At 70.7% G+C, this 25,113-nt stretch carries 21 protein-coding genes; 6 read left to right on the forward strand and 15 right to left on the reverse strand.

What is annotated here, in order from left to right:
* From ADL01_RS06685 to rimP, 8 genes are all read right to left on the reverse strand, one after another.
* Positions 1–1,467: trypsin-like peptidase domain-containing protein (locus tag ADL01_RS06685; RefSeq protein ID WP_324614581.1), on the reverse strand; the 1,467-nt coding region annotated here is incomplete at its 3' end.
* Positions 1,468–1,725: 258 nt separating this feature from the next.
* Positions 1,726–2,634, reverse strand: a complete 909-nt coding sequence (truB, locus tag ADL01_RS06690) for a tRNA pseudouridine(55) synthase TruB (protein ID WP_053740967.1) — start codon at positions 2,632–2,634, stop codon at positions 1,726–1,728.
* Positions 2,631–3,074: a 30S ribosome-binding factor RbfA gene (rbfA, locus tag ADL01_RS06695; RefSeq protein WP_053740968.1), complete on the reverse strand. Its 444-nt coding sequence runs from the start codon at positions 3,072–3,074 to the stop codon at positions 2,631–2,633. Before rbfA ends, truB begins: the two co-directional genes overlap by 4 nt.
* A gap of 102 nt (positions 3,075–3,176) precedes the next feature.
* Positions 3,177–3,470 carry a DUF503 domain-containing protein gene (locus ADL01_RS06700; RefSeq protein WP_053740969.1) on the reverse strand — a complete coding sequence of 98 codons (294 nt, stop codon included), beginning with the start codon at positions 3,468–3,470 and terminating at the stop codon, positions 3,177–3,179.
* A 232-nt stretch (positions 3,471–3,702) separates the two neighbouring features.
* Positions 3,703–6,873, reverse strand: coding sequence for a translation initiation factor IF-2 (gene infB / locus ADL01_RS41465; protein WP_078960356.1), 3,171 nt, complete (start codon positions 6,871–6,873; stop codon positions 3,703–3,705).
* A gap of 147 nt (positions 6,874–7,020) precedes the next feature.
* Positions 7,021–7,299 carry a YlxR family protein gene (locus tag ADL01_RS06710; protein WP_078960357.1) on the reverse strand — a complete coding sequence of 93 codons (279 nt, stop codon included), beginning with the start codon at positions 7,297–7,299 and terminating at the stop codon, positions 7,021–7,023.
* Between the two features lie 101 nt (positions 7,300–7,400).
* A complete protein-coding gene (gene nusA, locus ADL01_RS06715) occupies positions 7,401–8,432 on the reverse strand; it encodes a transcription termination factor NusA (protein ID WP_053740972.1) in 1,032 nt (343 codons plus the stop codon).
* Between the two features lie 2 nt (positions 8,433–8,434).
* The gene (gene rimP / locus ADL01_RS06720; RefSeq protein ID WP_053740973.1) at positions 8,435–8,986 is read right to left on the reverse strand and encodes a ribosome maturation factor RimP; all 552 of its coding nucleotides are present in this window, start codon (positions 8,984–8,986) and stop codon (positions 8,435–8,437) included.
* Positions 8,987–9,201: 215 nt separating this feature from the next.
* Between rimP and ADL01_RS06725 the strand changes: the two genes are divergently transcribed.
* The 3 genes from ADL01_RS06725 to ADL01_RS06735 are packed head-to-tail and all read left to right on the forward strand — an operon-like array spanning position 9,202 to position 11,222.
* Entirely contained in the window at positions 9,202–9,765 is a 564-nt protein-coding gene (locus ADL01_RS06725) for a hypothetical protein (RefSeq protein ID WP_053740974.1), read from the forward strand.
* The gene (locus tag ADL01_RS06730) at positions 9,762–10,268 is read left to right on the forward strand and encodes a ferritin-like domain-containing protein (protein ID WP_420719689.1); all 507 of its coding nucleotides are present in this window, start codon (positions 9,762–9,764) and stop codon (positions 10,266–10,268) included. Before ADL01_RS06725 ends, ADL01_RS06730 begins: the two co-directional genes overlap by 4 nt.
* A gap of 39 nt (positions 10,269–10,307) precedes the next feature.
* Complete coding sequence (locus ADL01_RS06735) at positions 10,308–11,222, forward strand: aminoglycoside phosphotransferase family protein (protein WP_053740976.1); 915 nt, start codon at positions 10,308–10,310, stop codon at positions 11,220–11,222.
* Positions 11,223–11,336: 114 nt separating this feature from the next.
* Here ADL01_RS06735 and ADL01_RS06740 read toward each other — a convergent pair whose 3' ends face one another.
* The 6 genes from ADL01_RS06740 to dxr all read right to left on the reverse strand — a co-directional run bounded on the left by ADL01_RS06740 (position 11,337) and on the right by dxr (position 18,895).
* Positions 11,337–13,043 carry a proline--tRNA ligase gene (locus ADL01_RS06740; RefSeq protein ID WP_053740977.1) on the reverse strand — a complete coding sequence of 569 codons (1,707 nt, stop codon included), beginning with the start codon at positions 13,041–13,043 and terminating at the stop codon, positions 11,337–11,339.
* Positions 13,044–13,133: 90 nt separating this feature from the next.
* Complete coding sequence (locus ADL01_RS06745) at positions 13,134–13,709, reverse strand: GNAT family N-acetyltransferase (RefSeq protein ID WP_053740978.1); 576 nt, start codon at positions 13,707–13,709, stop codon at positions 13,134–13,136.
* Between the two features lie 117 nt (positions 13,710–13,826).
* Positions 13,827–14,681, reverse strand: a complete 855-nt coding sequence (locus ADL01_RS06750) for a GNAT family N-acetyltransferase (protein ID WP_053740979.1) — start codon at positions 14,679–14,681, stop codon at positions 13,827–13,829.
* A 255-nt stretch (positions 14,682–14,936) separates the two neighbouring features.
* The gene (gene ispG, locus ADL01_RS06755; RefSeq protein WP_053740980.1) at positions 14,937–16,094 is read right to left on the reverse strand and encodes a flavodoxin-dependent (E)-4-hydroxy-3-methylbut-2-enyl-diphosphate synthase; all 1,158 of its coding nucleotides are present in this window, start codon (positions 16,092–16,094) and stop codon (positions 14,937–14,939) included.
* A gap of 213 nt (positions 16,095–16,307) precedes the next feature.
* On the reverse strand, positions 16,308–17,600 hold the full coding sequence (locus ADL01_RS06760) for a M50 family metallopeptidase (protein ID WP_199834774.1): 1,293 nt from the start codon (positions 17,598–17,600) through the stop codon (positions 16,308–16,310).
* 8 nt (positions 17,601–17,608) lie between these two features.
* Positions 17,609–18,895 (reverse strand): 1-deoxy-D-xylulose-5-phosphate reductoisomerase, encoded by a 1,287-nt coding sequence (dxr, locus tag ADL01_RS06765; protein WP_053740982.1) that lies wholly within the window; start codon positions 18,893–18,895, stop codon positions 17,609–17,611.
* Between the two features lie 156 nt (positions 18,896–19,051).
* Between dxr and ADL01_RS06770 the strand changes: the two genes are divergently transcribed.
* The gene (locus ADL01_RS06770) at positions 19,052–19,504 is read left to right on the forward strand and encodes a lamin tail domain-containing protein (protein ID WP_053740983.1); all 453 of its coding nucleotides are present in this window, start codon (positions 19,052–19,054) and stop codon (positions 19,502–19,504) included.
* 123 nt (positions 19,505–19,627) lie between these two features.
* Here the strand turns inward: ADL01_RS06770 and ADL01_RS06775 are convergent, their stop codons facing one another.
* Positions 19,628–21,607, reverse strand: coding sequence for an acyl-CoA dehydrogenase family protein (locus ADL01_RS06775; RefSeq protein WP_053740984.1), 1,980 nt, complete (start codon positions 21,605–21,607; stop codon positions 19,628–19,630).
* A 340-nt stretch (positions 21,608–21,947) separates the two neighbouring features.
* Between ADL01_RS06775 and ADL01_RS06780 the strand changes: the two genes are divergently transcribed.
* Positions 21,948–22,961 carry a LacI family DNA-binding transcriptional regulator gene (locus ADL01_RS06780; RefSeq protein ID WP_053740985.1) on the forward strand — a complete coding sequence of 338 codons (1,014 nt, stop codon included), beginning with the start codon at positions 21,948–21,950 and terminating at the stop codon, positions 22,959–22,961.
* A gap of 170 nt (positions 22,962–23,131) precedes the next feature.
* The coding region (locus ADL01_RS06785) for a TIM-barrel domain-containing protein (RefSeq protein ID WP_053740986.1) at positions 23,132–25,113 on the forward strand (1,982 nt) is incomplete at its 3' end.

Genomic DNA, 25,113 nt, shown 5'->3' on the forward strand with positions numbered 1-25,113 from the left:
GGGGTGGGGTGGGCGTTGGGGATTTTCGCCCCCGCCGCCCCTACCCGTCCCGTCTCCGGGGGCTGCGCCCCCGGACCCTCCTTCGGCCTGGACGGCCTCGTCCTCAAACGCCGGACGGGCCAGAGACTCCCAGTACTCCGGGCGGCAGGCCATCACCAAGCGGGCGTTCGCTTTGTGGAGCCAGTTCTCCGTTGCCCTCGTCCAGTCCTGGGCGCGGTGGGCCAGGCGCGGGGGCATTTCCTCGGGGCCGTCCAGGAGGAGGACCAGGGGGCGGCCGGTCCGGTGGGCGAAATGGGCCAGGCGCTCCGGGGTGATGTCGCCCAGGCCGGCGCCGTACCCGCCCGACGCGGCCACGATCCGGGCCGCCCGGTCCAGCGCGCGCTGCGCCGCGTCCGCCACCGACGTGTCGTCGTCGCTCAGGTCGGCGCCGCGCAGCCACAGGGTGGGGGCCGGTTCCGGCTCCCGGTGGCGGCGGGCGGCGAGGGCCGCGAGTTCCGTCGTACGGCCGCTGCCCGGGGCCCCGACGAGGCCGAGAACGACGGCCTGGGTCTCGCGTGCGTCGGTGAACGCCTTCAACTCCCTTGCCAGTTCGGCCCGTTCGACCGGCTCGACCGCACCCGCGTCCACACCGCCCGACGTACGCCCCACGAAGCCCGTCAGCGCGCCCGGCGGTCCGTCCGAGCCCACCGAGGTGGCTGTGAGCTCCAGGACACCGGCGAGATTGAGGTCGGCGCCGTACGCGGGCACTGTCGCCGCGTTGCGGGCGAGGAGGTCGGCGAGCGGGCCGAGCCCGTCTGTCTGCCTCTCCCGCAGTGGGAGGGCGAACCCGGCCGCGCGGTGTCCGGCGGGTTCTCCTGGCGCTTCGGTGGGCTCCGGCAGCAGGGCGGTGCCCAGGACGCCCAGCACAGCTCCCGTCGCACGGTCGAGCACCGGTCCCCCGGCCGCGCCGCCGCCCAGGCGCAGTGCGTCGCTGCCCGCCGTGCCGATGGCCAACTCAAGGGCGTCGGCGAGGAGATGGAAGCGGTCGGTGGCCGTGTACCTGACGTCGGTCGTACCGAGCACGCGCGCTTCGCGCCAGCCGCCCGCCACGATCCGTACATACGTGCCGGTCGCGACCCGGTCCCGTACGGAGATGGGGAGTGGGTCCGCACCCAGCCCCTCGGTGTGTACGAGGGCCAGGCCGAGGGCCGGAAGGGCGGTCACCGCATCCGCCGTCGACACCACGCACGTACGCTCGGCGGCGCTGTGCAGGACCAGCCGGGCCAGGCCGTCGACCGCCTCGTGGCTGGTGATCAGTGTGCCGTGGTGGTCGGCCACGAAGCCCACACCGCGTGGGCGTCCGGCCAGGTCACACACCCGTACGAGCGACTTGTCGGCAGGTTCCGCCGCCGCTTCGCCGTCTCGCGCCTCGGGCGCGCCGGCCGACGGCCGACGGCCGCCCCCGGCGCGCGGGCCCCGTCCCGTCATCGTCGACCTCCCCGCCGAACACGCGAGCCTGGGTACGCACGCGTCTACTTCGACGGTAGGCAATCAATGATCAGCAGGACAGGGCTTGCGGCGAACGCGCCCCCTCCCGCTCCCTCGGTTCACTCCGAGCGCCTGCCCGGACGGGTGAATGAATCCTGAGGGGTGGATACACCTCTGAGTGGGGGAACCGAGGGGGAACCGTGGAGCGGCGGGAACGTGCCCCCGTGATCGCCGCTCCACGGCGCGGCAACGGCCGTCTCAGACGAAGACCGCGAGGCTCTTCGCCTTGCCCTTCTCCTCCTCCACCAGGGCGAGGAGCTGCCCGGCGGGATCGAACACGGCCACGGCGCCGACACCCGAGTACTCCTCGGGCATCTCCAGCCGTACGCCGTTCGTGAGCAGCCGCGCCCGGCGCTCGTCCACGTTCCAGCGCGGGAACGCGGCGGTGGCCGCGTCGGCGATCGGCATCACCGTCAGCTCCTGCTGCAACTGGTCGAGCGTGCGGGCCCCGTCCAGCTTGTACGGGCCGACCCGCGTCCTGCGCAGCGCGGTGAGGTGACCGCCGACACCGAGGTCGGCGCCCAGGTCCCGGGCCAGTGCGCGGATGTACGTACCGGAGGAGCACACCACCGACACGACCAGGTCGAGTACGGGGGTGCCGTCGGCCGCGACCTCCTCCCGGACGTCGTACACCGCGAAGGAGGAGACGGTGACCGGGCGGGCCGGGATCTCGAAGTTCTCGCCCTCGCGGGCCCGCTTGTAGGAACGCACGCCGTCGATCTTGATGGCGCTGACCTTGGACGGGACCTGCATGATGCGGCCGGTCAGCTTGGCGACGCCGGCGTCGATGGCCTCGCGGGTGACCTGGGAGGCGTCGGTGGAGGAGGTGATGTCCCCCTCGGCGTCGTCGGTGAGCGTGTTCTGTCCGAGGCGGACCGTGCCCACGTACTCCTTCTCGGTCAGCGCGAGGTGGCCGAGGAGCTTGGTCGCCCGCTCCACCCCGAGGACGAGCACGCCCGTGGCCATGGGGTCGAGGGTGCCGGCGTGTCCGACGCGGCGGGTGCGGGCGATGCCGCGCATCTTGGCGACGACGTCATGCGAAGTGAAGCCCGACGGCTTGTCGACAATGACAAGCCCGTCGGGCGTCCTGGTGTTCTTCTGCGTCATTCGGCGGTGTCGTCCTCGTCGTCCGGCTTCTTGTACGGGTCCGCGTCCCCGGCGAACGCCGCGCCCGCGGACGCCTGGCGCACCTGCTCGTCGGAGGCGCGGGCCTTGTCGAGGAGGTCCTCGATCTTCTTGGATGTGTCCGGGAGGGCGTCCGCGACGAAGGTCAGGGTCGGCGTGAACTTCACGCCTGCGGCCTGACCGACGGCGGAGCGCAGAACGCCCTTGGCGCTCTCCAGGCCGGCGGCTGCTGCTGCCCGCTCCTCCTCGCCCCCGTACACCGTGTAGAAGACGGTCGCTTCCCGGAGGTCCCCGGTGACCCGGGTGTCCGTGATGGTGACCTGGGTGCCGAGCCGCGGGTCCTTGATCCCACGCAGCAGCTTCTTGGCCACCACCTCTCGGATGAGGTCAGCCAACCTCTTCGCCCGCGCGTTGTCGGCCACTGGTCCGTCTCCCGTTCTTTCTGTTCTGCGTACTCGCAGGTTGTTCGTCTGTGTGCGGCTGTGCGACTGGCCGGCCGGTCGTCGGTGTCACCGCTGCCGGTGTCAGTCGTCGTCGCCGTGGAGGCGCCGTCGTACGGACAGCAGTTCCACCTCGGGGCGGCCGGCGACCAGTCGCTCGCACTGGTCCAGCACGTCGGTGATGTGCCCCGTGTCCCCCGCCACCACCGCCAGGCCGATGCCGGCTCTGCGGTGCAGGTCCAGGTGCTCGACCTCGGCCGCACTCACCGCGTACTTGCGCTGGAGTTCGGCGACGATCGGGCGGACGACGGAGCGCTTCTCCTTCAGCGAGCGTACGTCGCCGAGCAGGAGGTCGAAGGACAGAGTCCCCACGTACATATGTGTATCCGGATGACCCGCCGGTGCGGGATCGATGGCCCCGCCGGCGGTGTGGGCGGGGACATCAGGAACGGTACATCCAACGGGCCGGTGGCTCGACGGGATTGTTGTCGCCCCCGCCGCCCCTACCCGTCCCAACCTCGGGGGGGGTGCCCCCCCACCCCCCCCCCCCCAAACCCCGGCCGGCGGGGACTTCTCCCCGCCGGCCAGCCTGAACCACTTACCGTCTTGCTCAGCCGCGCGGCTTCTCCCGCATCTCGTACGTCGCGATGACGTCGTCGACCTTGATGTCGTTGAAGTTGCCGAGGTTGATACCGCCCTCGAACCCTTCGCGGATCTCGGTGACATCGTCCTTGAAGCGACGCAGACCGGAGATGGTGAGGCTCTCCGCGATGACCTTGCCATCGCGCAGCAACCGCGCCTTGGTGTTGCGCTTGACCTCGCCGGAGCGGACCAGCACACCGGCGATGTTGCCCAGCTTGGACGAACGGAAGACCTCGCGGATCTCCGCCGTACCGAGCTCGACCTCTTCGTACTCCGGCTTGAGCATGCCCTTGAGGGCCGCCTCGATCTCCTCGATGGCCTGGTAGATCACCGAGTAGTAGCGGACGTCGACGCCCTCGCGCTCCGCCATCTGCGCCGCGCGGCCCGCAGCGCGGACGTTGAAGCCGATGACGATGGCGTCGGAGCCGGTCGCCAGGTCGATGTCCGACTCGGTGACCGCACCCACACCGCGGTGCAGGACGCGGATGTCGACCTCTTCGCCGACGTCGAGCTGGAGCAGCGAGGACTCGAGAGCCTCCACCGAACCGGACGCGTCGCCCTTGATGATGAGGTTGAGTTCCTGCACCAGACCGGCCTTGAGGGCCTCGTCCAGGTTCTCCAGGGAGAACCGGACACCCCGGCGGGCGAAGTTGGCGTTGCGCTCGCGCGCCGCCCGCTTCTCGGCGATCTGACGCGCCGTACGGTCCTCGTCGACAACCAGGAAGTTGTCGCCGGCGCCCGGGACGTTGGTGAGACCCAGGACCAGGACGGGGGTCGAGGGACCCGCTTCCTCGAGGTTGTTGCCGTTGTCGTCGAGCATCGCCCGGACACGGCCGTACGCGTCGCCGACCACCATGGTGTCGCCGATGCGCAGCGTGCCGCGCTGGACCAGGACCGTCGAAACGGCACCACGGCCGCGGTCGAGGTGGGACTCGATCGCAATACCCTGCGCGTCCTGCTCCGGGTTGGCCCGCAGGTCGAGCGAGGCGTCCGCGGTGAGGACCACGGCCTCCAGAAGAGCCTCGATGTTGAGGCCCTGCTTGGCGGAGATGTCGACGAACATCGTGTCGCCGCCGTACTCCTCGGCCACCAGACCGAACTCGGTCAGCTGACCGCGGACCTTGGTCGGGTCGGCGCCCTCGACGTCGATCTTGTTGACCGCGACCACGATCGGCACGTCGGCCGCCTTGGCGTGGTTCAGCGCCTCGATCGTCTGGGGCATCACACCGTCGTTGGCCGCCACCACGAGGATCGCGATGTCGGTCGACTTGGCACCACGGGCACGCATGGCGGTGAACGCCTCGTGACCCGGGGTGTCGATGAAGGTGATCTTGCGCTCTTCGTCGTTGACCTGAGTCGTGACCTGGTACGCACCGATGTGCTGCGTGATACCGCCGGCCTCGCCCGCGACCACGTTCGTCTTGCGGATGGTGTCGAGGAGGCGGGTCTTACCGTGGTCGACGTGACCCATGACGGTCACGACCGGCGGACGCGCGACGAGGAACTCCTCGCCACCCTCGTCCTCACCGAACTCGATGTCGAAGGACTCGAGCAGCTCGCGGTCCTCCTCCTCCGGGCTGACGATCTCGAGGACGAAGTTCATCTCGTCCGCGAGGAGCCTCAGCGTCTCGTCGGAGACGGACTGCGTGGCGGTGACCATCTCGCCGAGGTTCATCATCACGCCGACGAGCGACGCCGGGTTGGCGCCGATCTTCTCGGCGAAGTCGGTCAGGGAAGCACCACGCGACAGGCGGACGGACTGTCCGTTGCCGCGAGGCAGCATGACGCCGCCGACCGACGGGGCCTGCATGGCCTCGTACTCCTGGCGCCTCTGACGCTTCGACTTGCGACCACGACGCGCGGGACCACCGGGACGACCGAAGGCACCCTGCGTGCCACCACGGGCACCCGGACCACCGGGACGACCGCCGAAGCCGGGACGACCGCCGCCGCCACCACCGGGACCACCCGGACGGCCGGCGAAACCGCCGCCACCGCCACCCGGACCACCGGGACGGCCGGCGAAACCGCCGCCACCGCCACCGGGACCGGCCGGACGGCCGGCGAAGCCGCCGCCACCGGGACGACCGCCACCGGCGCCACCGGGACCACCGGGACGACCGCCACCGCCACCGGGACCGCGGCCACCAGGGCCACCGCCGGGACGCGGGCTGCCCGCAGCGGGACGCTGCGGCATCATGCCGGGGTTGGGACGGTTGCCGCCGGGGCCGCCGCCGGGACGCGGAGCGCCACCGGGACCACCCTGCGGACGGGGCATGCCGCCCGGAGTCGGACGCGCGCCACCCGCACCCTGCGGACGGGGAGCACCCTGGCCGCCACCGGCGCCCTGCGGACGCGGAGCGCCACCGGGAGCACCGGGGCCACCAGCGCCACCGGGACGCGGGGCACCGCCGGGACGGGGCGTCTGCGGACGCGCCATGCCGGTGGAACCGCCGGACGTGAAGGGGTTGTTGCCCGGACGCGGACCCGCGGGACGGGCACCGCCGGGACGCGGCGCGCCCTGGCCACCCGGACGCGGGGCGCCCGGACGCTCACTACGGCCCTGGCCACGGTCCTGACCGCGGTCCTGGCCCTGGCCACGGTCCTGACCGGGACCCGAGGGACGGGCACCGGCGGGACGCGGGGCACCGGGACGGGCACCGCTGGGACGCGGAGCCTGCGAGGCGGCCGGCGCGACCGGGGCCGACGGCGGAGCGGTGAACTCCGGCGTGGTCGGCGCCGCGGGGGCCGGCTTCGGCGCGGGCTTGGGGCCCGGCGTCGGACGCGAGCCCTGGGGGGCCGGCGTGACCGGAGTCACCGGGGTGACCGGCGCGCTCGGCGCGGCGGGCGCCGCGGGGCGCTCGGCCACGGCGGGCTTGGGGGCCGGCGGCCGCGGGGCAGCCGGACGGGCCGACTGCGCCGGGGAGGGCGCACCGGGCTTGGGGGCAGCCTTGCGCGGGGCGCCGGGCTTGGCGCTGCTCCCGCCCTGGAAGGCGTCTGTCAACTTGCGTACTACCGGCGCCTCGATCGTCGAGGATGCCGATCGGACGAATTCACCGAGTTCCTGGAGCTTGGCCATGACGGCCTTGCTCTCCACCCCGAACTCCTTGGCGAGTTCGTATACCCGGACCTTAGCCACTTCGCTCCTTTTAGGTCCGGGTTGCGGCCGGACCGTCGCTACTTCATGGGCGTACTCATCGCGTGCTCATCGAGTGCTCATCGCAATCTCGACCTACTTCCAACTCGCGGGGGTACCAGAGCCGCACGGGGTTCCGTGCGACACGTTTTACGGTGTTGCCTGCTCGACGTATTGGCGCAACGCCACGGTGTCGAGCACTCCCGGGGCACGCAGTGCCCGTGTGAACGCCCGGCGGCGTACCGCCAGGTCGAGACAGGCCTGCGCGGGATGCATGTACGCACCCCGGCCGGGCAGCGTACCGCGATGATCGGGGACGCATTCACCCTCGACCGCCACGATGCGCAGCAGATCCTTCTTGGCCGCTCGCTCCCGACACCCCACACAGGTGCGTTCAGGGCATACGCGGGCACGCGTCCGGCCAGACACTCCTAAGTCTACCTCCCCGCAGCGACCTCACCCCTTTGGGGCAAGAATCGAACGGCTGTTGTCGTGATCTCAGCCACCTGCGGCTTGGATCTATTCCCCGGCTAGTCCCGGGAACGGCCTTGGGGCCTCTCGGCGACCCGCTCGGAGGGCTGGTCGGAAGGCTCGGTGTCCGGCCGGATGTCGATCCGCCAGCCGGTGAGCCTGGCCGCGAGGCGGGCGTTCTGGCCCTCCTTGCCGATCGCCAGCGACAGCTGGTAGTCGGGGACCGTCACGCGCGCGGAGCGGGCGGCGAGGTCGACGACCTCCACCTTGTTGACCCGGGCGGGGGACAGCGCGTTCGCCACCATGTCGGCCGGGTCGTCCGACCAGTCGACGATGTCGATCTTCTCGCCGTTCAGTTCGGCCATGACGCTGCGCACCCGGGCGCCCATGGGGCCGATGCAGGCGCCCTTGGCGTTCAGGCCGCTGCGCGTCGACCGCACCGCGATCTTCGTGCGGTGGCCGGCCTCACGCGCGATGGCCGTGATCTCGACGGAACCGTCGGCGATCTCGGGCACCTCCAGCGCGAAGAGCTTCTTCACCAGGTTGGGGTGCGTGCGCGAGAGGGTGACGGACGGACCGCGCACGCCCTTCGCCACCCGTACGACGTACGACCGCAGCCGCAGCCCGTGCTGGTAGGTCTCGCCGGGAACCTGCTCCTGCACCGGCAGGATGGCCTCCAGCTTGCCGATGTCGACCAGCACGTTCTTCGGGTCGCGGCCCTGCTGGACGACACCGGTGACGATGTCGCCCTCGCGGCCCGCGTACTCGCCGAGCGTCGCGTCGTCCTCGGCGTCCCGCAGGCGCTGCAAAATCACCTGCTTGGCGGTGGTGGCGGCGATCCGGCCGAAGTCCGACGGCGTGTCGTCGAACTCGCGTGCCTCCTGCCCCTCCTCCAGCTCCTGGGGGTCCTCCTTCGCCCACACGGTCACATGACCGGTCTCCCGGTCGAGCTTCACGCGCGCGTGGCGGCGGCTTCCCTCGGTGCGGTGGTAAGCGATGAGGAGGGCCGACTCGATCGCCTCGACCAGCAGGTCGAAGGAGATCTCCTTCTCCCGCACCAAGCCCCGCAGGGCACTCATGTCGATGTCCACGGCTACGCCTCCTCCTCTTCCGTCATGTCCTGCTCGTCCTGCTCGTCCTGCTGCATGTCCTGCTCGCCCTGCTTGTCCTTGCGGTTGAACTCGACCTGGACGCGGGCCTTGTCGATGTCGCCGAAGGCGAGCCTGCGGGCGGTGGCCTTGCGGCCCTTCACGCCCGGCACTTCGAGGTCCATGCCGTCGTCGTCCACGGTCAGGATCCTGGCGACCACTTCGCCGCCGCCCTCGGTGAGCTGGAACTTCACCAGCCGGTCGACGGCACGTACGTAGTGCCGGTGCTCGGTGAGTGCGCGTTCGGCGCCGGGGGTGCCGACCTCGAGGGTGTACTCCCCCGCGCCCATCGCGTCCGTTTCGTCGAGCTTCGCCGAGAGCGCGCGGCTCACATCGGCGACCGCGTCCAGATCGGCACCGTCGTCCGAGTCGACGACGACCCGCAGCACTCTCTTGCGGCCGACGGACTCCACTGCGATCTCTTCGAGATCGAGACCCTGCGAGCTGACGAGCGGCTCCAGGAGCTCTCGAAGCCTCTCGCTCTGGGTGGTGCTCATCCGGGTGACTCCTCGGCCGCGTGTGCTGTTGTGGGTAGGTCGCGTGTCAGGTCAAAGGGTATCCGGTCCCGGAGGGTGTTGCCGTCCACCTCGGCGCCGCCCGTCGCCCGGCTGCGCCGGTGGCGGGTGGTGGGCCGGGGCGCGGGTACCGTGATCACGGGCTTGCTGCCCTTCCCTGGTGTTCCGTTCGTACGAGCCCTGCGAGGACGTCTGCCGTGCCGTTCCCCCCGCCGCCGCACACCCCTCCGGGTCCGCGCCGAAGGACCCTGCTCGCCTCGGCCGCGGGCGCCGCCCTCCTCGTGGGCTGCTCCGCCGAGCCCGACAAGAGCACCACGAGCGCCGGCAGCCCGTCGGCCGCCGAACGCGCACGCGCGCGTGCGGCGCACGACAGCGCGGGGCTCGTCCGGCAGTACGACGCGGCGATCGCCGCGTTTCCGGCGCTGGCGGAGCCGCTGTCGCAGCTACGGGCCGAAGTCGTGCGCCACGCGGAGGCGTTCGGGGGCGGCAGGCCAACACCCCCACCGACACCAACACCGACGCCCACGTCAACACCGGCCCCGGCATCCGCGTCGGGATCCGCGTCGTCTTCGGCTTCGGCTTCTGTGGCGCCAACTACCGAGCGGGAGGCCCTCGTCGGGCTCGCCGCCGCCGAACGGGCGCTCGTGGACCGGCGTACGAAGGCGCTCCTCGATGTGCCGGGTGAGCTGGCGCGGCTGCTGGCCTCGGTGGCGGCCGCCGGGGCCGCGCATGTGTTTCTGCTGACGGAGGGCGCGAAGTGAGCGGGGCTGATTCGACGTTGACGGAGCGGGCGGAGAAGGACAAGGACACCGGCGAGCTGACGGCGCTGCAGGCCGCCCTGGGCGCCGAGCACGCGGCGGTGTACGGGTACGGAGTCGTCGGCGGACTGATCGGCGAGGCCCGCCGGAGCGAGGCGCGGGCCGCGTACGACGCCCATCGGGCCCGGCGCGACGAGCTGGCGCGCGCGGTGCGGGCCCTCGGGGGTACACCGGTGGCGGCGGCCGCCGGATACGCCCTGCCGTTTCCCGTGTCGGACTCCGTCGGCGCCCTCCGCCTCGCGGCCGACCTGGAGGAGCGGGTCGCCGGGGTGTACTCCGACCTGGTGCGGGCAGCCATGGGCGAGCGGCGCCGGACGGGCGCCGAGGGGCTGCGGGAGGCCGCGGTGCGGGCGGTGCGCTGGCGGGGCGGGAGCGTACCCTTCCCTGGTCTCGCCGAGCGGGCCGACGCCGCGTCGGCGCCTGCCACGGCGACACCCACGGCGTAGCCCGTGCCGCATCCCGCCCACCGGAAGGACGACTCGCGCATGGCTTTCGAACCGCCGCCCCGTCTGGTGAGGGCGCTTGGCGAGACGGGACCGGACGGTGACGACTGGCTTGCGCGGCTGCCCGTGGCGGCTCAACAGGCCGTGGATCTACGCGGGTTGAGCGTGGAACGGGTACAGGTTCCGGGCGGTCGCAGCAGTCTGGTCGTGCTGGTGCGGCGGGCTGACGGTACGCCCGCCGTCCTGAAGCTCGCGCCCCACCGGGCCCGGCCGGAGAGTGAGCGGGCCGCGCTGGCGCACTGGGGCGGGGCGGGTGCGGTGCAATTGCTGGAGCCCGCCGCCGGCCCCGGCGACGAGGGAGTGCTGTTGCTCGAACGGTTGCACCCGGATGTGTCGGTGCGGTCGCTGCCCGAGGCGAAGGCGCTGCTGGAGGCGGCCGGGACGCTGCGGCGGCTGTGGGTCGAGCCGCCCGCCGGTTCGGCGGCCATGTTCGAGACGGTGGCCGCGCGGACCGGGCGGCAGGCCGAGGCGATGGCGGCGAGCGCCGGTGCGGACGCGCAGGTGGCGGCGCTGGTCGAGGCGGCGCTGGCCGCGCGTGCGGAGTTGCTGGTCGCGCCGCCCGAGACGCGGTTGCTGCACGGGACGTTCCGGCAGAGCAAGGCGCTGGCGGCGGAGCGGATGCCGTGGCTGGCGGTGGGGCCGGATCCGGTGGTCGGTGAGTGCGCGTTCGATCTGGCGCGGCTGGTTCGGGACCGGGTGGAGGATCTGATCGCGTCGCCGTCGGGGGCGGCGATCACTCGGCGGCGGGTGAAGCGGCTCGCCGAGTCGTTGGACGTGGATCAGGAGCGGCTGCGGGGGTGGACGTTGTTCCGCGCGGTGGAGTCGGGGGTTCGGGCCCTTCGTGTGGGGCGTCGGCGGGACGCGGAGTTGTTGCTGGAGTTCGCCGGGTGGCTGTGAGGCTGCGGGCCGGTGGGGGTTCGTCGCGCAGTTTCCCGCGCCCCTGAAGGGCGCGTCACCCGGTCCTGAGTTCGATGGTCAGGACCGGGTGACGTCGGCGGCTCCCGCTTCCGCTCAGGCAGTGGCGGTCAGACGGGCGATCGCTTCCTCGACCGTCAGTTCCTCGCGCTCTCCCGTGCGGCGGTCCTTCAGTTCGAGGACGCCCTCGGCCGAACGGCGGCCCGCCACCAGGATCTTCGGTACGCCGATCAGCTCGGCGTCCGTGAACTTGACGCCCGGGGAGACACCGGCGCGGTCGTCGACCAGGACGCGGGCGCCGGCCGCGGCCAGCTTCTCGGAGACGTCCAGGGCCAGTTCGGTCTGGAGGGCCTTGCCGGCGGCGACGACATGGACGTCGGCCGGGGCGATCTCCTTGGGCCAGCACAGGCCCTGCTCGTCGGCGTGCTGCTCGGCGAGGGCCGCGACCGCGCGGGAGACACCGATGCCGTACGAGCCCATGGTCACGCGGACCGGCTTGCCCTGCTGGCCGAGGACGTCGAGGCTGAGCGCGTCGGCGTACTTGCGGCCGAGCTGGAAGATGTGGCCGATCTCGATGGCGCGGTCCAGCTTGAGGCCGGTGCCGCAGGCGGGGCAGGGGTCGCCGTCCTGGACCACGACGGAGTCGATGTACTCGTCGACCTCGAAGTCACGGCCGGCGACGACGTTCTTCGCGTGCAGGCCGTCCTTGTTGGCGCCGGTGATCCAGGCGGTGCCGGGGGCGATGCGCGGGTCGGCGAAGTAGCGGACCTTCTCCAGGCCCTGCGGGCCCACGTAACCCCGTACGAGGTCGTCACGGCCGGTGAAGTCCTCGGCGGTGACGAGTTCGACGGGGGCGGGTGCGAAATGCGCCTCGACCTTGCCCAGGTCGACCTCGCGGTCACCGGGTACGCCGATCGCGACGATCTCGCCGTCCACCTTGATCAGCAGGTTCTTGAGCGTGGCGGAGGCGGCCACGTTCAGGTACGCGGCGAGCGTCTCGATGGTCGGGGTCTCGGGGGTGGGGATCTCCTCCAGGGCGGGGACGGCCGACCCGTCCACCGGCTGGAGCGCGTACGTGATCGCCTCGGTGTTGGCAGCGTAGTCGCAGGTGGGGCAGTCGGCGAAGGTGTCCTCGCCGGCGGCGGCCGGGGCGAGGAACTCCTCGGACTTGGAGCCGCCCATGGCGCCCGCGGTGGCGGCGCAGATGCGGTAGTCGAGGCCGAGGCGCGCGAAGATCTTCTGGTACGCCTCGCGGTGCAGGGCGTACGACTGGGCCAGGCCCTCGTCCTCGGTGTCGAAGGAGTAGGAGTCCTTCATCAGGAACTCGCGGCCGCGCAGGATGCCGGCGCGCGGGCGGGCCTCGTCGCGGTACTTGTTCTGGATCTGGTAGAGGATCACCGGCAGGTCCTTGTAGGACGTGCACTGGTCCTTGACCAGCAGGGTGAAGATCTCCTCGTGGGTCGGGCCGAGGAGGTAGTCGCCGCCCTTGCGGTCGTTGAGGCGGAACAGCTCGGGGCCGTACTCCTCCCAGCGGCCGGTCGCCTCGTACGGCTCCCTCGGCAGCAGGGCGGGCAGCGTCACCTCCTGGGCGCCGATGGCGTCCATCTCCTCGCGGACGACGCGCTCGACGTTGGCCAGGACCTTCTTGCCGAGCGGGAGCCACGACCACAGACCGGCGGCGGTACGGCGCACATAACCGGCCCTGACCAGCAGCTTGTGGCTGAGCACCTCGGCGTCGGCCGGGTCGTCACGCAGTGTCTTGACCATCAAACGGGACATGCGCTGGACCTGGGCCTGGGCCATGATTCTCGACTCCTGCTGCGTAAGGGTGATGGCAGGAGGTTAACCGGGGGGTGCGGGGCGGTGGAAATCGGTACGCCCGTGCGGTCAGGCCTACCTGCGGCGCAGCGGCAGCGGGGCGCCCATCACGGCGTACGGCTTCGGGGCGCTGGGGAAGAGGACCTGGCGGGCCAGGTCCTCGTAGCCGAGGGAGTGGTAGAGGCCGCGGGCCGGGCTGTCCATGTCGATCGCGGAGAGGATCGAGCGGGGTTCGGCGGCGCCGTCGGTGATGGCGGTGATGAGGGCTCGGCCGACGCCGATGTTCTGGTAGGTCGGGTGGACGTGCAGTTCGGTGATCACGAAGGAGTCGTCGAGCCATGCGTCGTGGCCCTGCCTGCGCAGATACGGCTCGACGACGGTGGACCACCAGTGCGTACGGTCGTTCGGCATGCCGTACACGAACCCGGCGAGCCGTCCCTCGGGGGTGGTCGCGCCGAGGGCGCGGGCGCCGGGGTAGGTCAGATGCCGCAGGACGATCTGCCTGCGTACGGCGACTTCGTCGGCGCCGAGTCCGAACGCCACGGCCTGGACGGCGAGCGCCTCGTCGACCCGGGCGGCGAGGTCGAGGGGGCCGACGACCACGTCGTGACGGCGGGGGGAACGGTGGCCCTGACCGGGGAAGCGCGGCATGTCGGGAGACTACAGGGGGTGCGGAGGCCGCTCGGCGGGAGCGGGGCGGATGTGGCTGAGCCTCGTCCCCCGGGTCGCCCCGGGTCGTCCCGGGTCGCCCGGACAACGGCGGTCGTTTCAGAACAGGACGCTCATGAACGCGCCGACCTCCTGAAAGCCCACCCTCAGGTACGTCCGGCGCGCGGCGGTGTTGAAGTCGTTCACATACAGGCTGACCACCGGCGCGACGTCCTCGAGGGCGTAGCGCAGTACGGCGGCCATGCCGGGGGCCGCGAGGCCCAGGCCCCGGTATTCGGGGGCCACCCACACGCCCTGGATCTGGCAGGCCTGCGCGGTCGCGGCGCCGATCTCGGCCTTGAAGGCGACCCTGCCGTGCTCGTCCAGGCGGGCGAAGGAGCGGCCGGAGCCGACCAGTTCGGCGACCCTGGCCTGGTAGAGGAGGCCGCCGTCGCCCGCGAGTGGCGAGATTCCGACCTCCTCGGTGAACATGGCCACGCACGCCGGCATGATCGCGTCCATCTCGTCCTTGCGAATGCGGCGGACGTACGGATCGGGGGCGACGATGGCCGGATCGGGCAGCCGGTCGGTGACCATCAGGGGCTGGTGGCGGCGGACTTCCCGGGCCGGGCCCCAGCTCGGTTCGAGCAGCCGCCACAGTTGAGTGGTGGCTTCGGCGGGGCCGACGATGGAGGAGCAGCGGCGGCCGGCTCGCCTGGCCCGGTCGGCGAAGGCGCGTACGGCGCGGGGGGTGGCGCAGATCGGGACGAGGTTGGCACCCGCGTAGCAGAGGCTGGTGAGCATGCCGTCCTCGTACCAGCCCCACATCTCGCCGCCGAGGCGCCAGGGGTCGAGGCCGGCGATCTGGACGCGAGCGGTCACGAAGGCGTTCGCGACCGGCTCGCGGCCGAGGACGGCGAGCGCGGCGTCCAGGTCGCCCGGTTCGAGAACCCGGGAGGTGGTCTGCGTCAACACGTGCGGGGCCTCACCAATGCGGTCTGCTGATCCCCGCACTGTACCTGCGGATGCTTGGCGGCGCCGCCCTGTGTTCGGTGCCGTTCGGTCGGCGGTGAGCGTGGGTTGGTGTTGCCGTGACTGGGGGCTGCCGCCCCCAGACCTCCGCTTCGGCCCTGAAGGGTCCTCGTCCTCAAACGCCGGACGGGCTGACTACTCAGCCCGTCCGGCGTTTGAGGAGCGGGGTCTGGGGCGGAGCCCCAGAAGGACGGGACGTCAGCCCGCTACGGACACCGACGGTTCGCCGGAAGCGATTCCGTCCGCTTCCATCTGTTCGGCGATCTTCATCGCCTCCTCGATCAGGGTCTCGACGATCTTCGACTCGGGGACCGTCTTGATGACCTCGCCCTTCACGAAGATCTGCCCCTTGCCGTTGCCGGAGGCGACCCCGAGGTCGGCCTCGCGGGCCTCGCCGGGGCCGTTCACCACGCAGCCCATGACCGCGACGCGCAGCGGGACCTCCATGCCCTCGAGGCCGGCGGTGACCTCCTCGGCCAGTTTGTAGACGTCGACCTGGGCGCGGCCGCAGGACGGACACGAGACGATCTCCAGGCCGCGCTGGCGGAGGTTCAGCGACTCCAGGATCTGGTTGCCGACCTTGATCTCCTCGACCGGCGGCGCGGACAGGGAGACGCGGATCGTGTCGCCGATGCCCTCGCTGAGCAGCGCGCCGAAGGCGACGGCCGACTTGATCGTGCCCTGGAAGGCCGGGCCCGCCTCGGTCACGCCCAGGTGGAGGGGGTAGTCGCAGGCCGCCGCGAGCTGACGGTAGGCGTTGACCATGATCACCGGGTCGTTGTGCTTGACGGAGATCTTGATGTCCCGGAAGTCGTGCTCCTCGAAGAGCGACGCCTCCCACAGCGCCGACTCGACGAGCGCCTCGGGGGTGGCCCTGCCGTACTTCTTCAGGAGCCGCTGGTCGAGGGAGCCGGCGTTGACGCCGATGCGGATCGGCGTGCCGCGGTCCTTGGCGGCGCGGGCGATCTCCTTGACCTGGTCGTCGAACTGCTTGATGTTGCCGGGGTTCACGCGGACGGCGGCGCAGCCGGCGTCGATCGCGGCGAACACGTACTTCGGCTGGAAGTGGATGTCGGCGATGACCGGGATCTGCGACTTGCGCGCGATGGTCGCCAGCGCGTCCGCGTCGTCCTGCGTGGGGCACGCGACGCGGACGATCTGGCAGCCGGACGCGGTGAGTTCGGCGATCTGCTGAAGCGTGGCGCCGATGTCCGACGTACGCGTCGTCGTCATCGACTGCACCGACACCGGAGCGTCTCCGCCCACGGCCACCGAACCGACCTGGATCTGTCGGCTCTTCCGGCGTTCGGCGAGCTTGGTCGGAACGGACGGCATGCCGAGAGAAATCGCAGTCATCTGCTGTGCAACCCCAAGTTGTGTTTCAAGGTCCGGTCCCGGGAACAGCGGGCTCCAGGCTTTGAGATTACGGCACGTGCCCAGGCCCGAGCACATCCCGCACGTAAACCCACTCATTGGGGAACCGCCGGGCAGGGTGGGGTTCTCCCACCGTGCCCGGCCGTCGCGAATGCATAGCGAATGCCTGGCGAACCCGTAGCGAACGCAGTTCGGCTACGAGATGCGCACCGGGTTGACCACATCCGCCACCAGGACGAGGAGCGTGAAGCAGATGAAGATCCCCGCCACCACATAGGCGACCGGCATCAGCTTCGCCACGTCGAACGGGCCCGGGTCCGGGCGCTTGAGCACCCTCGCCAGGTTCCGTCGCAGCGACTCCCACAGGGCGCCCGCGACATGGCCGCCGTCGAGCGGCAGCAGCGGGAGCATGTTGAAGAGGAAGAGGGACAGGTTGAAGCCCGCCACCAGCATCAGTGCCATCGCCAGTTGCTGGGTGGGCGGGATGTCCAGGGTGAAGATCTCGCCGCCCACGCGTGCCGCCCCGACCACGCCCATCGGGGAGTCCGCCGCGCGTTCGCCGCCGTCGAAGGCGGCGTTCCACAGGGCGGGGATCTTGCCGGGCAGGCTGGCGATGGAGTCGACGGCCTCGCCCATCCGGTCGCCCATCCAGGTCAGCGAGTCACCGAAGTCCTGGCGGACGATGCCGCTGGCCGCGCTGAAGCCGAGGAAGCCGGCCGTGACGTACTTGCCCTTGACGATCTGGCCGCTGGAGTCCTTCTTCGCGACCTGGTTCGTGGCGATCTTCGCGTGGAGGGTGACGTCCGCGCCCTTGCGTTCGACGACGATCGCCACCTCCTTGCCGGGGTTGGCGCGGATCTCGTCCGAGAGCCGGTTCCAGGTGTCGACCTGGACCCCGCCGAAGGAGAGGATCTTGTCGCCCGCCTTGAGGCCCGCCGCTGCGGCCGGGGACGCCGCGTCGGTCTTGCGGCAGTCGTCACGGCCCTGGCTCTGGGCGATGACGCACTTGGAGACCGAGCTGACGCTGGTGGTCTGCTGCGAGACGCCGAAGCCCATCAGCACGGTCAGGAACAGGGCGACCGCGAGGATCAGGTTCATGAACGGGCCCGCGAACATCACGATGACGCGTTTCCACGGCTTGCGCGTGTAGAACAGGCGCTTCTCGTCACCCGGCAGCAGTTCCTCGTAGGACTGGGCGCGCGCGTCCTCGATCATTCCGCGCCAGGGGGACGTCGAGCGGGCCTCGATGCGGCCGTCCGGGCCCGGCGGGAACATACCGATCATGCGGATGTAGCCGCCGAACGGGATCGCCTTGATGCCGTACTCGGTCTCGCCCTTGTTGCGCGACCAGATCGTCGGCCCGAAGCCGACCATGTACTGCGGTACGCGGATGCCGAACAGCTTCGCCGTGGACAGATGCCCCAGCTCGTGCCAGGCGATCGACACGAGCAGGCCGATCACGAAGACGACTATGCCGAGGATCATCATCAGTGCCGTCATGCACGGGCCTCCGCCGCTTGCTGGGTGTTCGCTTGCTGTTTCTTCGTCTGCCCGGTCAGTTCCCGGGTCCTCGTCCGTGCCCAGGTCTCCGCCTCAAGGACGTCCGCCACGGTCAGGGAAGTTCCCGTACGGGGTGTGCCGTGTTCCTCGACGACCCTGGTCACGGTCTCCATGATCCCGTTGAAGGGCAGTCCGCCGCTGCGAAACGCCTCCACGCACTCCTCGTTCGCCGCATTGAACACCGCGGGGGCCGTGCCCGCGAGCTGCCCGACGTGCCGGGCGAGGCCGACCGAGGGGAACGCCTCCGTGTCCAGGGGGAAGAACTCCCAGGTCGACGCCTTGGTCCAGTCGAACGCGGGCGCCGCGTCGGGGACCCGCGCGGGCCAGCCGAGGCCGATCGCGATAGGGCCACGCATGTCGGGGGGCGTGGCCTGGGCCAGTGTCGATCCGTCCGTGAACTCAACCATCGAGTGGACATACGACTGCGGATGCACGACCACCTCAATGCGGTCGAAGGGAATGTCGTAGAGCAGGTGTGCCTCGATCACCTCCAGCCCCTTGTTGACGAGCGTCGCGGAGTTGATCGTGATCACCGGGCCCATCGCCCAGGTGGGGTGCGCGAGCGCGTCCTCAACCGTCACGTCGGCCAGCTGCGCCTTCGTACGGCCGCGGAACGGGCCGCCGGACGCCGTGACGACGAGCTTGCGCACATCGGCGCGGGTGCCGGCCGCCAGCGCCTGGAACAGGGCCGCGTGCTCCGAGTCGACCGGGATGATCTGGCCCGGCTTGGCGAGCGCCTTCACCAGCGGGCCGCCGACGATGAGCGACTCCTTGTTGGCGAGCGCGAGGGTGCGGCCCGCCTCCAGGGCGGCGAGCGTGGGGGCGAGGCCGATCGATCCGGTGATGCCGTTCAGCACCGTGTGGCAGGCGGTGGCGGCGAGGTGGGTGGCCGCGTCCGGTCCGGCGAGGATCTCGGGGAGCGGCTCCCCGGTGGCGTACCGCGCGGACAGTGCCTCGCGCAGGGCGGGTACGGCGTCCTGACGGGCCACCGCGACCGTGCGCACGCGCAGTTGGTGCGCCTGTTCGGCGAGGAGCTCGATCCGACCACCCGCGGCGGAGAGCCCGGTGACCCGGAAGCGGTCCGGGTTGCGCAGCACGAGATCGATGGCCTGGGTGCCGATCGACCCGGTGGAACCGAGGATCACCACGTCCCGGGAGCCGTCCGCGGCGACGGGGTCGAAGACGAGGTGCGGGTCTGCGAGTGGGGCTGGACTGTCGGTCATCTCTCCATTGTGGCCGTTGCCGCCGGCAGTGAGGACAGGGCGTCCTCAAGGCCGAAGTGTTCATAAGCGAAACCCACATAAAGATCGTGTGATAACACTTCTTTCCTGGCCGGTGGACGACCGGTCAGTCGTGGACGAAGTCCTTGGGGGATCTCTATGCGTATTCGACGCCTTGCCCTGCCCGCTCTCGCGGGCGCCGTCGCCCTGACCTGCGCGGTGGTGAGCACTCCGGCCCAGGCGGCCGGCGGCGTGGTCATCCGGCACGTGTGGTTCGACAGTCCGGGTTCCGACAACCGCTCCAACGCCTCCCTCAACGGGGAGTGGGTGGAGATCAAGAACACCAGCTCTGCGGCCATTTCGCTCCGGGGCTGGGTCCTGAAGGATGTCGCCAATCACAAGTACCCCTTCGCCAGTCTGAGGATAGGCGCGGGTAAGACCATGAAGATCCACACGGGCAGCGGCAGGGACACCACGACGTCCAAGTTCCAGAACCGGCGCGCCTACGTCTGGAACAACACCAGCGACACGGCGATCCTGACGAGAGCGAACGGCACGAAGGTCGACGACTGCAAGTGGACGACCAGCGACCCCAGCGACAAGTGGTGCTAGACGCTCCGCTGAACGGGCGGTTCCTTATCTGCGGATAGTGGGATCTGCGGGTAGTGGGGGGGCCTTGTCGCGCGGTTCCTCGCGCCCCTGGGGCGCGAGGAACCGCGCCGGGCGACATGCACCTCAGCGGATGGGGCGGTGGACGTTCTCCTGGGTGGTGGGGCCCGGGGTGGCGTCCGCGATCCAGGGGCCCTCGCCCGAGAGGTCGACGACGCCCTGCTCCAGCCAGGTGTACGTACCGGTGAGGACGCCCTTGACCACCGCGCGGTCGAGGTCGTCGGTGTTGTTCCACAGCCGGCCGAAGAGTTCCTCGACGCGGACGCGGGCCTGGCGGCAGAAGACGTCGGCGAGTTGGTAGGCCTCGCGGCCGTTGGAGCCCTGGGTGCGCAGGAGTTCGGCGCGTACGCAGGCCGCGCTCATCGCGAACAGTTCGGCGCCGATGTCGACGATCCGGCCGAGGAAGCCCTGCTTGGTCTCCATCCGGCCCTGCCAGCGGGACATGGCGTAGAAGGTGGAGCGGGCCAGTTTGCGGGCGCTTCGCTCGACGTACCGCAGATGCGGCGAGAGGTCGACCTCGTGCTTGAACTCGCTGTAGGAGATGGGCAGTTGACCTGCACCCGTGACGAGCTTCGGCAGCCACTTGGCGTAGAAGACACCGGCGTTCGCGCCCGCCCGTGCCTTGTCCGACAGCGACTTGTCGGGGTCGATGAGGTCCCCGGCGACCGTCAGATGGGCGTCGACCGCCTCGCGGGCGATCAGCAGGTGCATGATCTCCGTCGAGCCCTCGAAGATGCGGTTGATACGCAGGTCGCGCAGCATCTGTTCGGCGGGGACCGCCCGTTCCCCGCGGGCGGCGAGCGACTCGGCGGTCTCGAAACCGCGTCCGCCGCGGATCTGGACGAGTTCGTCGGCCATCAGCCAGGCCATCTCGGAGCCGTACAGCTTGGCGAGGGCGGCCTCGATGCGGATGTCGTTGCGGTTCTCGTCGGCCATCTGGGAGGAGAGGTCCACGACGGCCTCAAGGGCGAAGGTGGTGGCCGCGATGAAGCTGATCTTCGCGCCGACCGCCTCGTGCAGCGCGACCGGCCTGCCCCACTGCTCCCGTACGCCCGACCACTCCCGGGCGATCTTCAGACACCACTTCCCGGCGCCCACGCACATCGCGGGCAACGACAGCCGGCCCGTGTTCAGAGTCGTCAAGGCGATCTTCAGGCCCGCGCCCTCGGGGCCGATCCGGTTGGCGGCCGGGACGCGCACCCGGTGGAGGCGGGTGACGCCGTTCTCCAGGCCGCGCAGGCCCATGAAGGCGTTGCGGTGTTCGACGGTGACGCCCTCGGAGGCGGTCTCGACGACGAACGCGGTGATCCCGCCCTTGTGGCCCTCGGACTTCGGTACGCGGGCCATGACGACGAGGAGGTCGGCGACGACCCCGTTGGTCGTCCAGAGCTTGACCCCGTCCAGGATGTAGTCGTCGCCGTCCGGTACCGCGCTGGTGGCCAGCCGCGCCGGGTCGGAGCCGACGTCCGGCTCCGTCAGCAGGAACGCGGAGATGTCGGTGCGGGCGCAGCGCGGCAGGAACTCGTCCTTCTGTTCCTGGGTGCCGAAAAGTTTCAGCGGCTGCGGTACGCCGATCGACTGATGGGCGGAGAGCAGCGCGCCGAGCGCCGGGTTCGCGGAGCCGACCAGGGCGAGCGCCTTGTTGTAGTACACCTGGGTGAGGCCGAGGCCGCCGTACTTGGTGTCGATCTTCATGCCGAGGGCGCCGAGCTCCTTGAGCCCGTTGATCACCTCGTCCGGGATCCGGGCCTCGCGCTCGATCCGGGCCGCGTCGATTTTCGTCTCGCAGAACTCGCGCAGCCTGGCGAGGAACTCCTCGCCGCGCCGCGCGTCCTCGGAGGGCGGGAGCGGGTGCGGGTGGATGAGATCGAGCCGGAAGCGGCCGAGGAACAGTTCCTTGGCGAAGCTGGGCTTTCGCCAGCCCTGTTCCCGGGCGGCCTCCGCCACCTGGCGGGCCTCCCGCTCGGTGACGTGGGGTTTGACGGTGGGTGGGGCGCCGGCTTGGGCCGTGGGCTGGGCGGTGGGTTTGACTGGGCTTGCGGACATGAGGCACACCTCGCCGCGAATCGGGATCTTGGGGACCGTACGGAACTGATCAGTGCTACTCGATCGTTGGTACCCGATAACGGGCGACCTCACCAGTCCTCGCGCGGCCGTCCGGCGGCCACCGGGATCCGACGGGCACTCCCCAGTGGACACCGCACAGTGCGAAAGTAGCCGTGACGGCTGAAAAAGCCTCGAAAATCGTTGTCGAAGCGCTTCGACAACATATGGACACTCACTCCGGGTGGGGATACTGTCGTTCCATCCCTCACTCGCTGTCACCCGTCACTGTCATCCGTTACGCGCACTGTCGAAGCGCTTCACACAATACTTGGAGAGCTGGATGGTCACTCTCGCCGAGGTCGCCCAGCACGCCGGAGTCTCGGCGAGCACGGTGAGCTATGTCCTCAGCGGCAAGCGGTCCATCTCCGTGAGCACCCGGCAGCGGGTCGAGCAGAGCATCCAACAGCTCGGATACCACCCGAACGCGGGTGCCCGGGCGCTGGCCAGCAACCGTTCCAACATCATCGCTCTGATGGTCCCGCTGCGTACGGACATGTACGTGCCGGTGATGATGGAGATCGCCATCGCGGTCGCCACCAACGCCCGCACACACGGGTACGACGTCCTCCTGCTCACCGGCGAGGAGGGCCCCGACGCCGTGCGCCGGGTGACCGGCAGCGGGCTCGCCGACGCGATGATCCTGATGGACGTCGAACTCGACGACGAGCGGCTTCCGTTGCTGCGCGGCACCGACCAGCCGTCGGTGCTGATCGGGCTGCCGGCCGCCACCGAGGGCCTGACCTGCGTCGACCTCGACTTCGGGGCGACGGGCGCCCTGTGCGCCGAGCACCTCGCGAAGCTCGGGCACCGCGACATCGCTGTCATCGGCGAGGCGCCCGCCGTCTACGAACGGCACACCGGCTTCGCCGAGCGCACGCTCGACGGACTCCGGACCCGGTCGAGGGAGTTGGGGGTGCGGGTGCTGCACCGGCCGTGCGAGGGCGGGTACGACGCGATGACCGTCACCCTGGCCAGGATCTTCGACGAACGGCCGGGCACCACGGGGTTCGTCGTGCAGAACGAGGCGGCGGTCGAGCCACTGCTCGCGCTGCTGCGCCAGCAGGGACGGGCGGTGCCGGAGGACGTGTCGGTCATCGCGGTCTGCCCGGACCAGGTCGCCACCCAGGCCTCGGTGCGGCTGACGTCCGTCGCCATTCCGGCGCAGGAGATGGGGCGGCGGGCGGTGGAACTGCTGATCGCGAAGCTCGACGGGCACGGCAGCGACGAAGTCGCGCTGATCGCACCCGAGTTGACGGTGCGGGCGAGCACAGGGCCGGCGCCGGTCACTTCCTGAACCGGGCACCTCCCGGTCCGACCACCACCACTCCCCCTTCGACTCACACACTCAACGCCCACACCCACCGGCCCCACGTCCGGCGGGTGTGGGGGAGCCCTGCCTGTTTCCCGGTCCGGCGAAGCCGCACCGGATCCCTCTCCCCCACTCCTTCCTTCAGGAGCCGCCACGTGAACCAGCCAGCCGAAACCCTGCCCTTGTCAGGCGCGGTCAGCCTCGCGCAGTCCTCCCCCACCGTCGGTACGTTCCGTGAGCGAGACGGGGCGCTGGAGTGGAGCGGCCGTCAGGAGACCGTACGGATAGAGCCCTGGGGACCGGACGCGGTCCGGGTCAGGACACGGCTCGGCGGGCCCGTCCTGGAGGGGCTGCCGGGTGCCCTCCTCGACGAGCCGGAGTCGACGCCGTACACCGTCAAGATCGAGGACGGGCAGGGGCAGTTGACCGTCGGCGCGCTGACCGTCGAGGTGAGCGCCGAGGGCCTGATCCGCTTCCTGCGCACCGATGACGCCGCCGAGCTGCTCGCCGAGGAGCGGGCGCACTTCTGGTGGCCGGGCTCGCGCCTCTACACGGCCGTCGGCAACGGCTACCACCGGCTGGAGCAGCGGTTCGCCGCCTACGAGGACGAGAAGCTGTACGGTCTCGGCCAGCACCAGCACGGGCTGTTCGACCAGAAGGGTGTCGTGCTGGACCTGGTGCAGCGCAACGCCGAGGTGTCCGTGCCGGTGCTCACCTCCAGCCGGGGTTACACCCTGCTGTGGAACAGCCCCGCGATCGGGCGGGTGGAGCTGGCGGGCAACGGGACGCGCTGGGTGGCGGACTCGGCCCGGCAGATCGACTACTGGATCACGGCCGGGCAGCCGGCCGACGCGCAGCGGCGCTACAGCGCGGTGACAGGTCGTACGCCGATGCTGCCGGAATGGGCGGCGGGCTTCTGGCAGTGCAAGCTGCGCTACCGCACGCAGGACGAACTCCTCGACGTGGCAAGGGAGTACAAGCGGCGTGGGCTGCCCCTGCGCGCCATCGTGTGCGACTTCTTCCACTGGACGCATCTGGGCGAGTGGAAGTTCGACCCGGCGGAGTGGCCCGACCCGGCCGCCATGGTCCGGGAGTTGGAGGAGATGGGCGTCAAACTCGTCGTCTCCGTGTGGCCCTCGGTGTCGCCGCTGTCCGAGAACCACGAACTCATGGAGCAGCGCGGCTACTTCATCGGCACGCAGTACGGCCCGATGGCGCACGCCGACTGGCCGGACAAGGGTGTCGCGTCCACCGTCCAGGTCGCGTTCTACGACGCCACGAACCCGGAGGCCCGCGAGTTCCTCTGGTCCAAGGTCCGCGACAACTACCTTGCCCCGTACGGCATCACGGCCTTCTGGCTGGACGCCTGCGAGCCGGAGCTGAAGCCGGGCTTCCCGGAGAACCTGCGGTACTGGGCGGGCCCCGGCCTGGAGGTCGGCAACCTGTACCCGGCGGAGAACGCCCGCACGTTCTACGAGGGCCTGATCGCCTCCGGCGAGGACGAGGTGATCAGCCTCAACCGCTCGGCGTGGGCGGGCAGTCAGCGCTACGGCGCCGCCCTGTGGTCCGGTGACATCGGCGTCGACTTCCCGACGCTGCGCCGCCAGATCGCGGCCGGTCTCAACACCGCCCTGTCCGGCATCCCCTGGTGGAACACCGACATCGGCGGCTTCCACGGCGGCGATCCGGACGACCCGGCGTACCGGGAGGTGATGGTCCGCTGGTTCCAGTTCGGTGCGCTGTCCCCGCTGATGCGGCTGCACGGCTTCCGCGACCCGGGTATGCCGCTGGGGCCCGACATGACCGGCGGTCCCAACGAGGTGTGGTCGTACGGTGAGGAGGCCGGCGCGATCCTGGAGTCGTATGTCCGGCTGCGGGAGCGGCTGAAGCCGTACGTGCTGCGGGTGATGCGCGAGGCGCACGAGGAGGGGTTGCCGGTGATGCGGCCGCTGTTCCTGGAGTTCCCGGACGACCCGGAGACGTGGTCGGTCGACGACGCGTATCTCTTCGGTCCGGACCTGCTGGTCGCGCCGGTTCTGTCGGCGGGTGCGACGAGCCGTACGGCGTATCTTCCGGCGGGGGCGGGCTGGACGGATGCGTGGACGGGGGAGACGTATCGGGGTGGGGTGGCTGTGAC

Origin of the sequence: Streptomyces sp. NRRL WC-3618, assembly GCF_001280005.1 — a bacterium.
GTDB lineage: Bacteria > Actinomycetota > Actinomycetes > Streptomycetales > Streptomycetaceae > Streptomyces.

Bases quoted from the DNA above. Each gene is read 5' to 3' on its own strand.
- ispG (WP_053740980.1), bottom strand. From the start codon at position 16,094: ATGACTGCGATTTCTCTCGGCATGCCGTCCGTTCCGACCAAGCTCGCC.
- ADL01_RS06760 (WP_199834774.1), bottom strand. From the start codon at position 17,600: ATGATGATCCTCGGCATAGTCGTCTTCGTGATCGGCCTGCTCGTGTCG.
- truB (WP_053740967.1), bottom strand. From the start codon at position 2,634: ATGACGCAGAAGAACACCAGGACGCCCGACGGGCTTGTCATTGTCGAC.
- ADL01_RS06745 (WP_053740978.1), bottom strand. From the start codon at position 13,709: ATGCCGCGCTTCCCCGGTCAGGGCCACCGTTCCCCCCGCCGTCACGAC.
- ADL01_RS06770 (WP_053740983.1), top strand. From the start codon at position 19,052: ATGCGTATTCGACGCCTTGCCCTGCCCGCTCTCGCGGGCGCCGTCGCC.
- ADL01_RS06780 (WP_053740985.1), top strand. From the start codon at position 21,948: ATGGTCACTCTCGCCGAGGTCGCCCAGCACGCCGGAGTCTCGGCGAGC.
- ADL01_RS06775 (WP_053740984.1), bottom strand. From the start codon at position 21,607: ATGTCCGCAAGCCCAGTCAAACCCACCGCCCAGCCCACGGCCCAAGCC.
- rimP (WP_053740973.1), bottom strand. From the start codon at position 8,986: ATGAGCACCACCCAGAGCGAGAGGCTTCGAGAGCTCCTGGAGCCGCTC.
- ADL01_RS06740 (WP_053740977.1), bottom strand. From the start codon at position 13,043: ATGGCCCAGGCCCAGGTCCAGCGCATGTCCCGTTTGATGGTCAAGACA.
- dxr (WP_053740982.1), bottom strand. From the start codon at position 18,895: ATGACCGACAGTCCAGCCCCACTCGCAGACCCGCACCTCGTCTTCGAC.
- ADL01_RS06700 (WP_053740969.1), bottom strand. From the start codon at position 3,470: ATGTACGTGGGGACTCTGTCCTTCGACCTCCTGCTCGGCGACGTACGC.
- ADL01_RS06735 (WP_053740976.1), top strand. From the start codon at position 10,308: ATGGCTTTCGAACCGCCGCCCCGTCTGGTGAGGGCGCTTGGCGAGACG.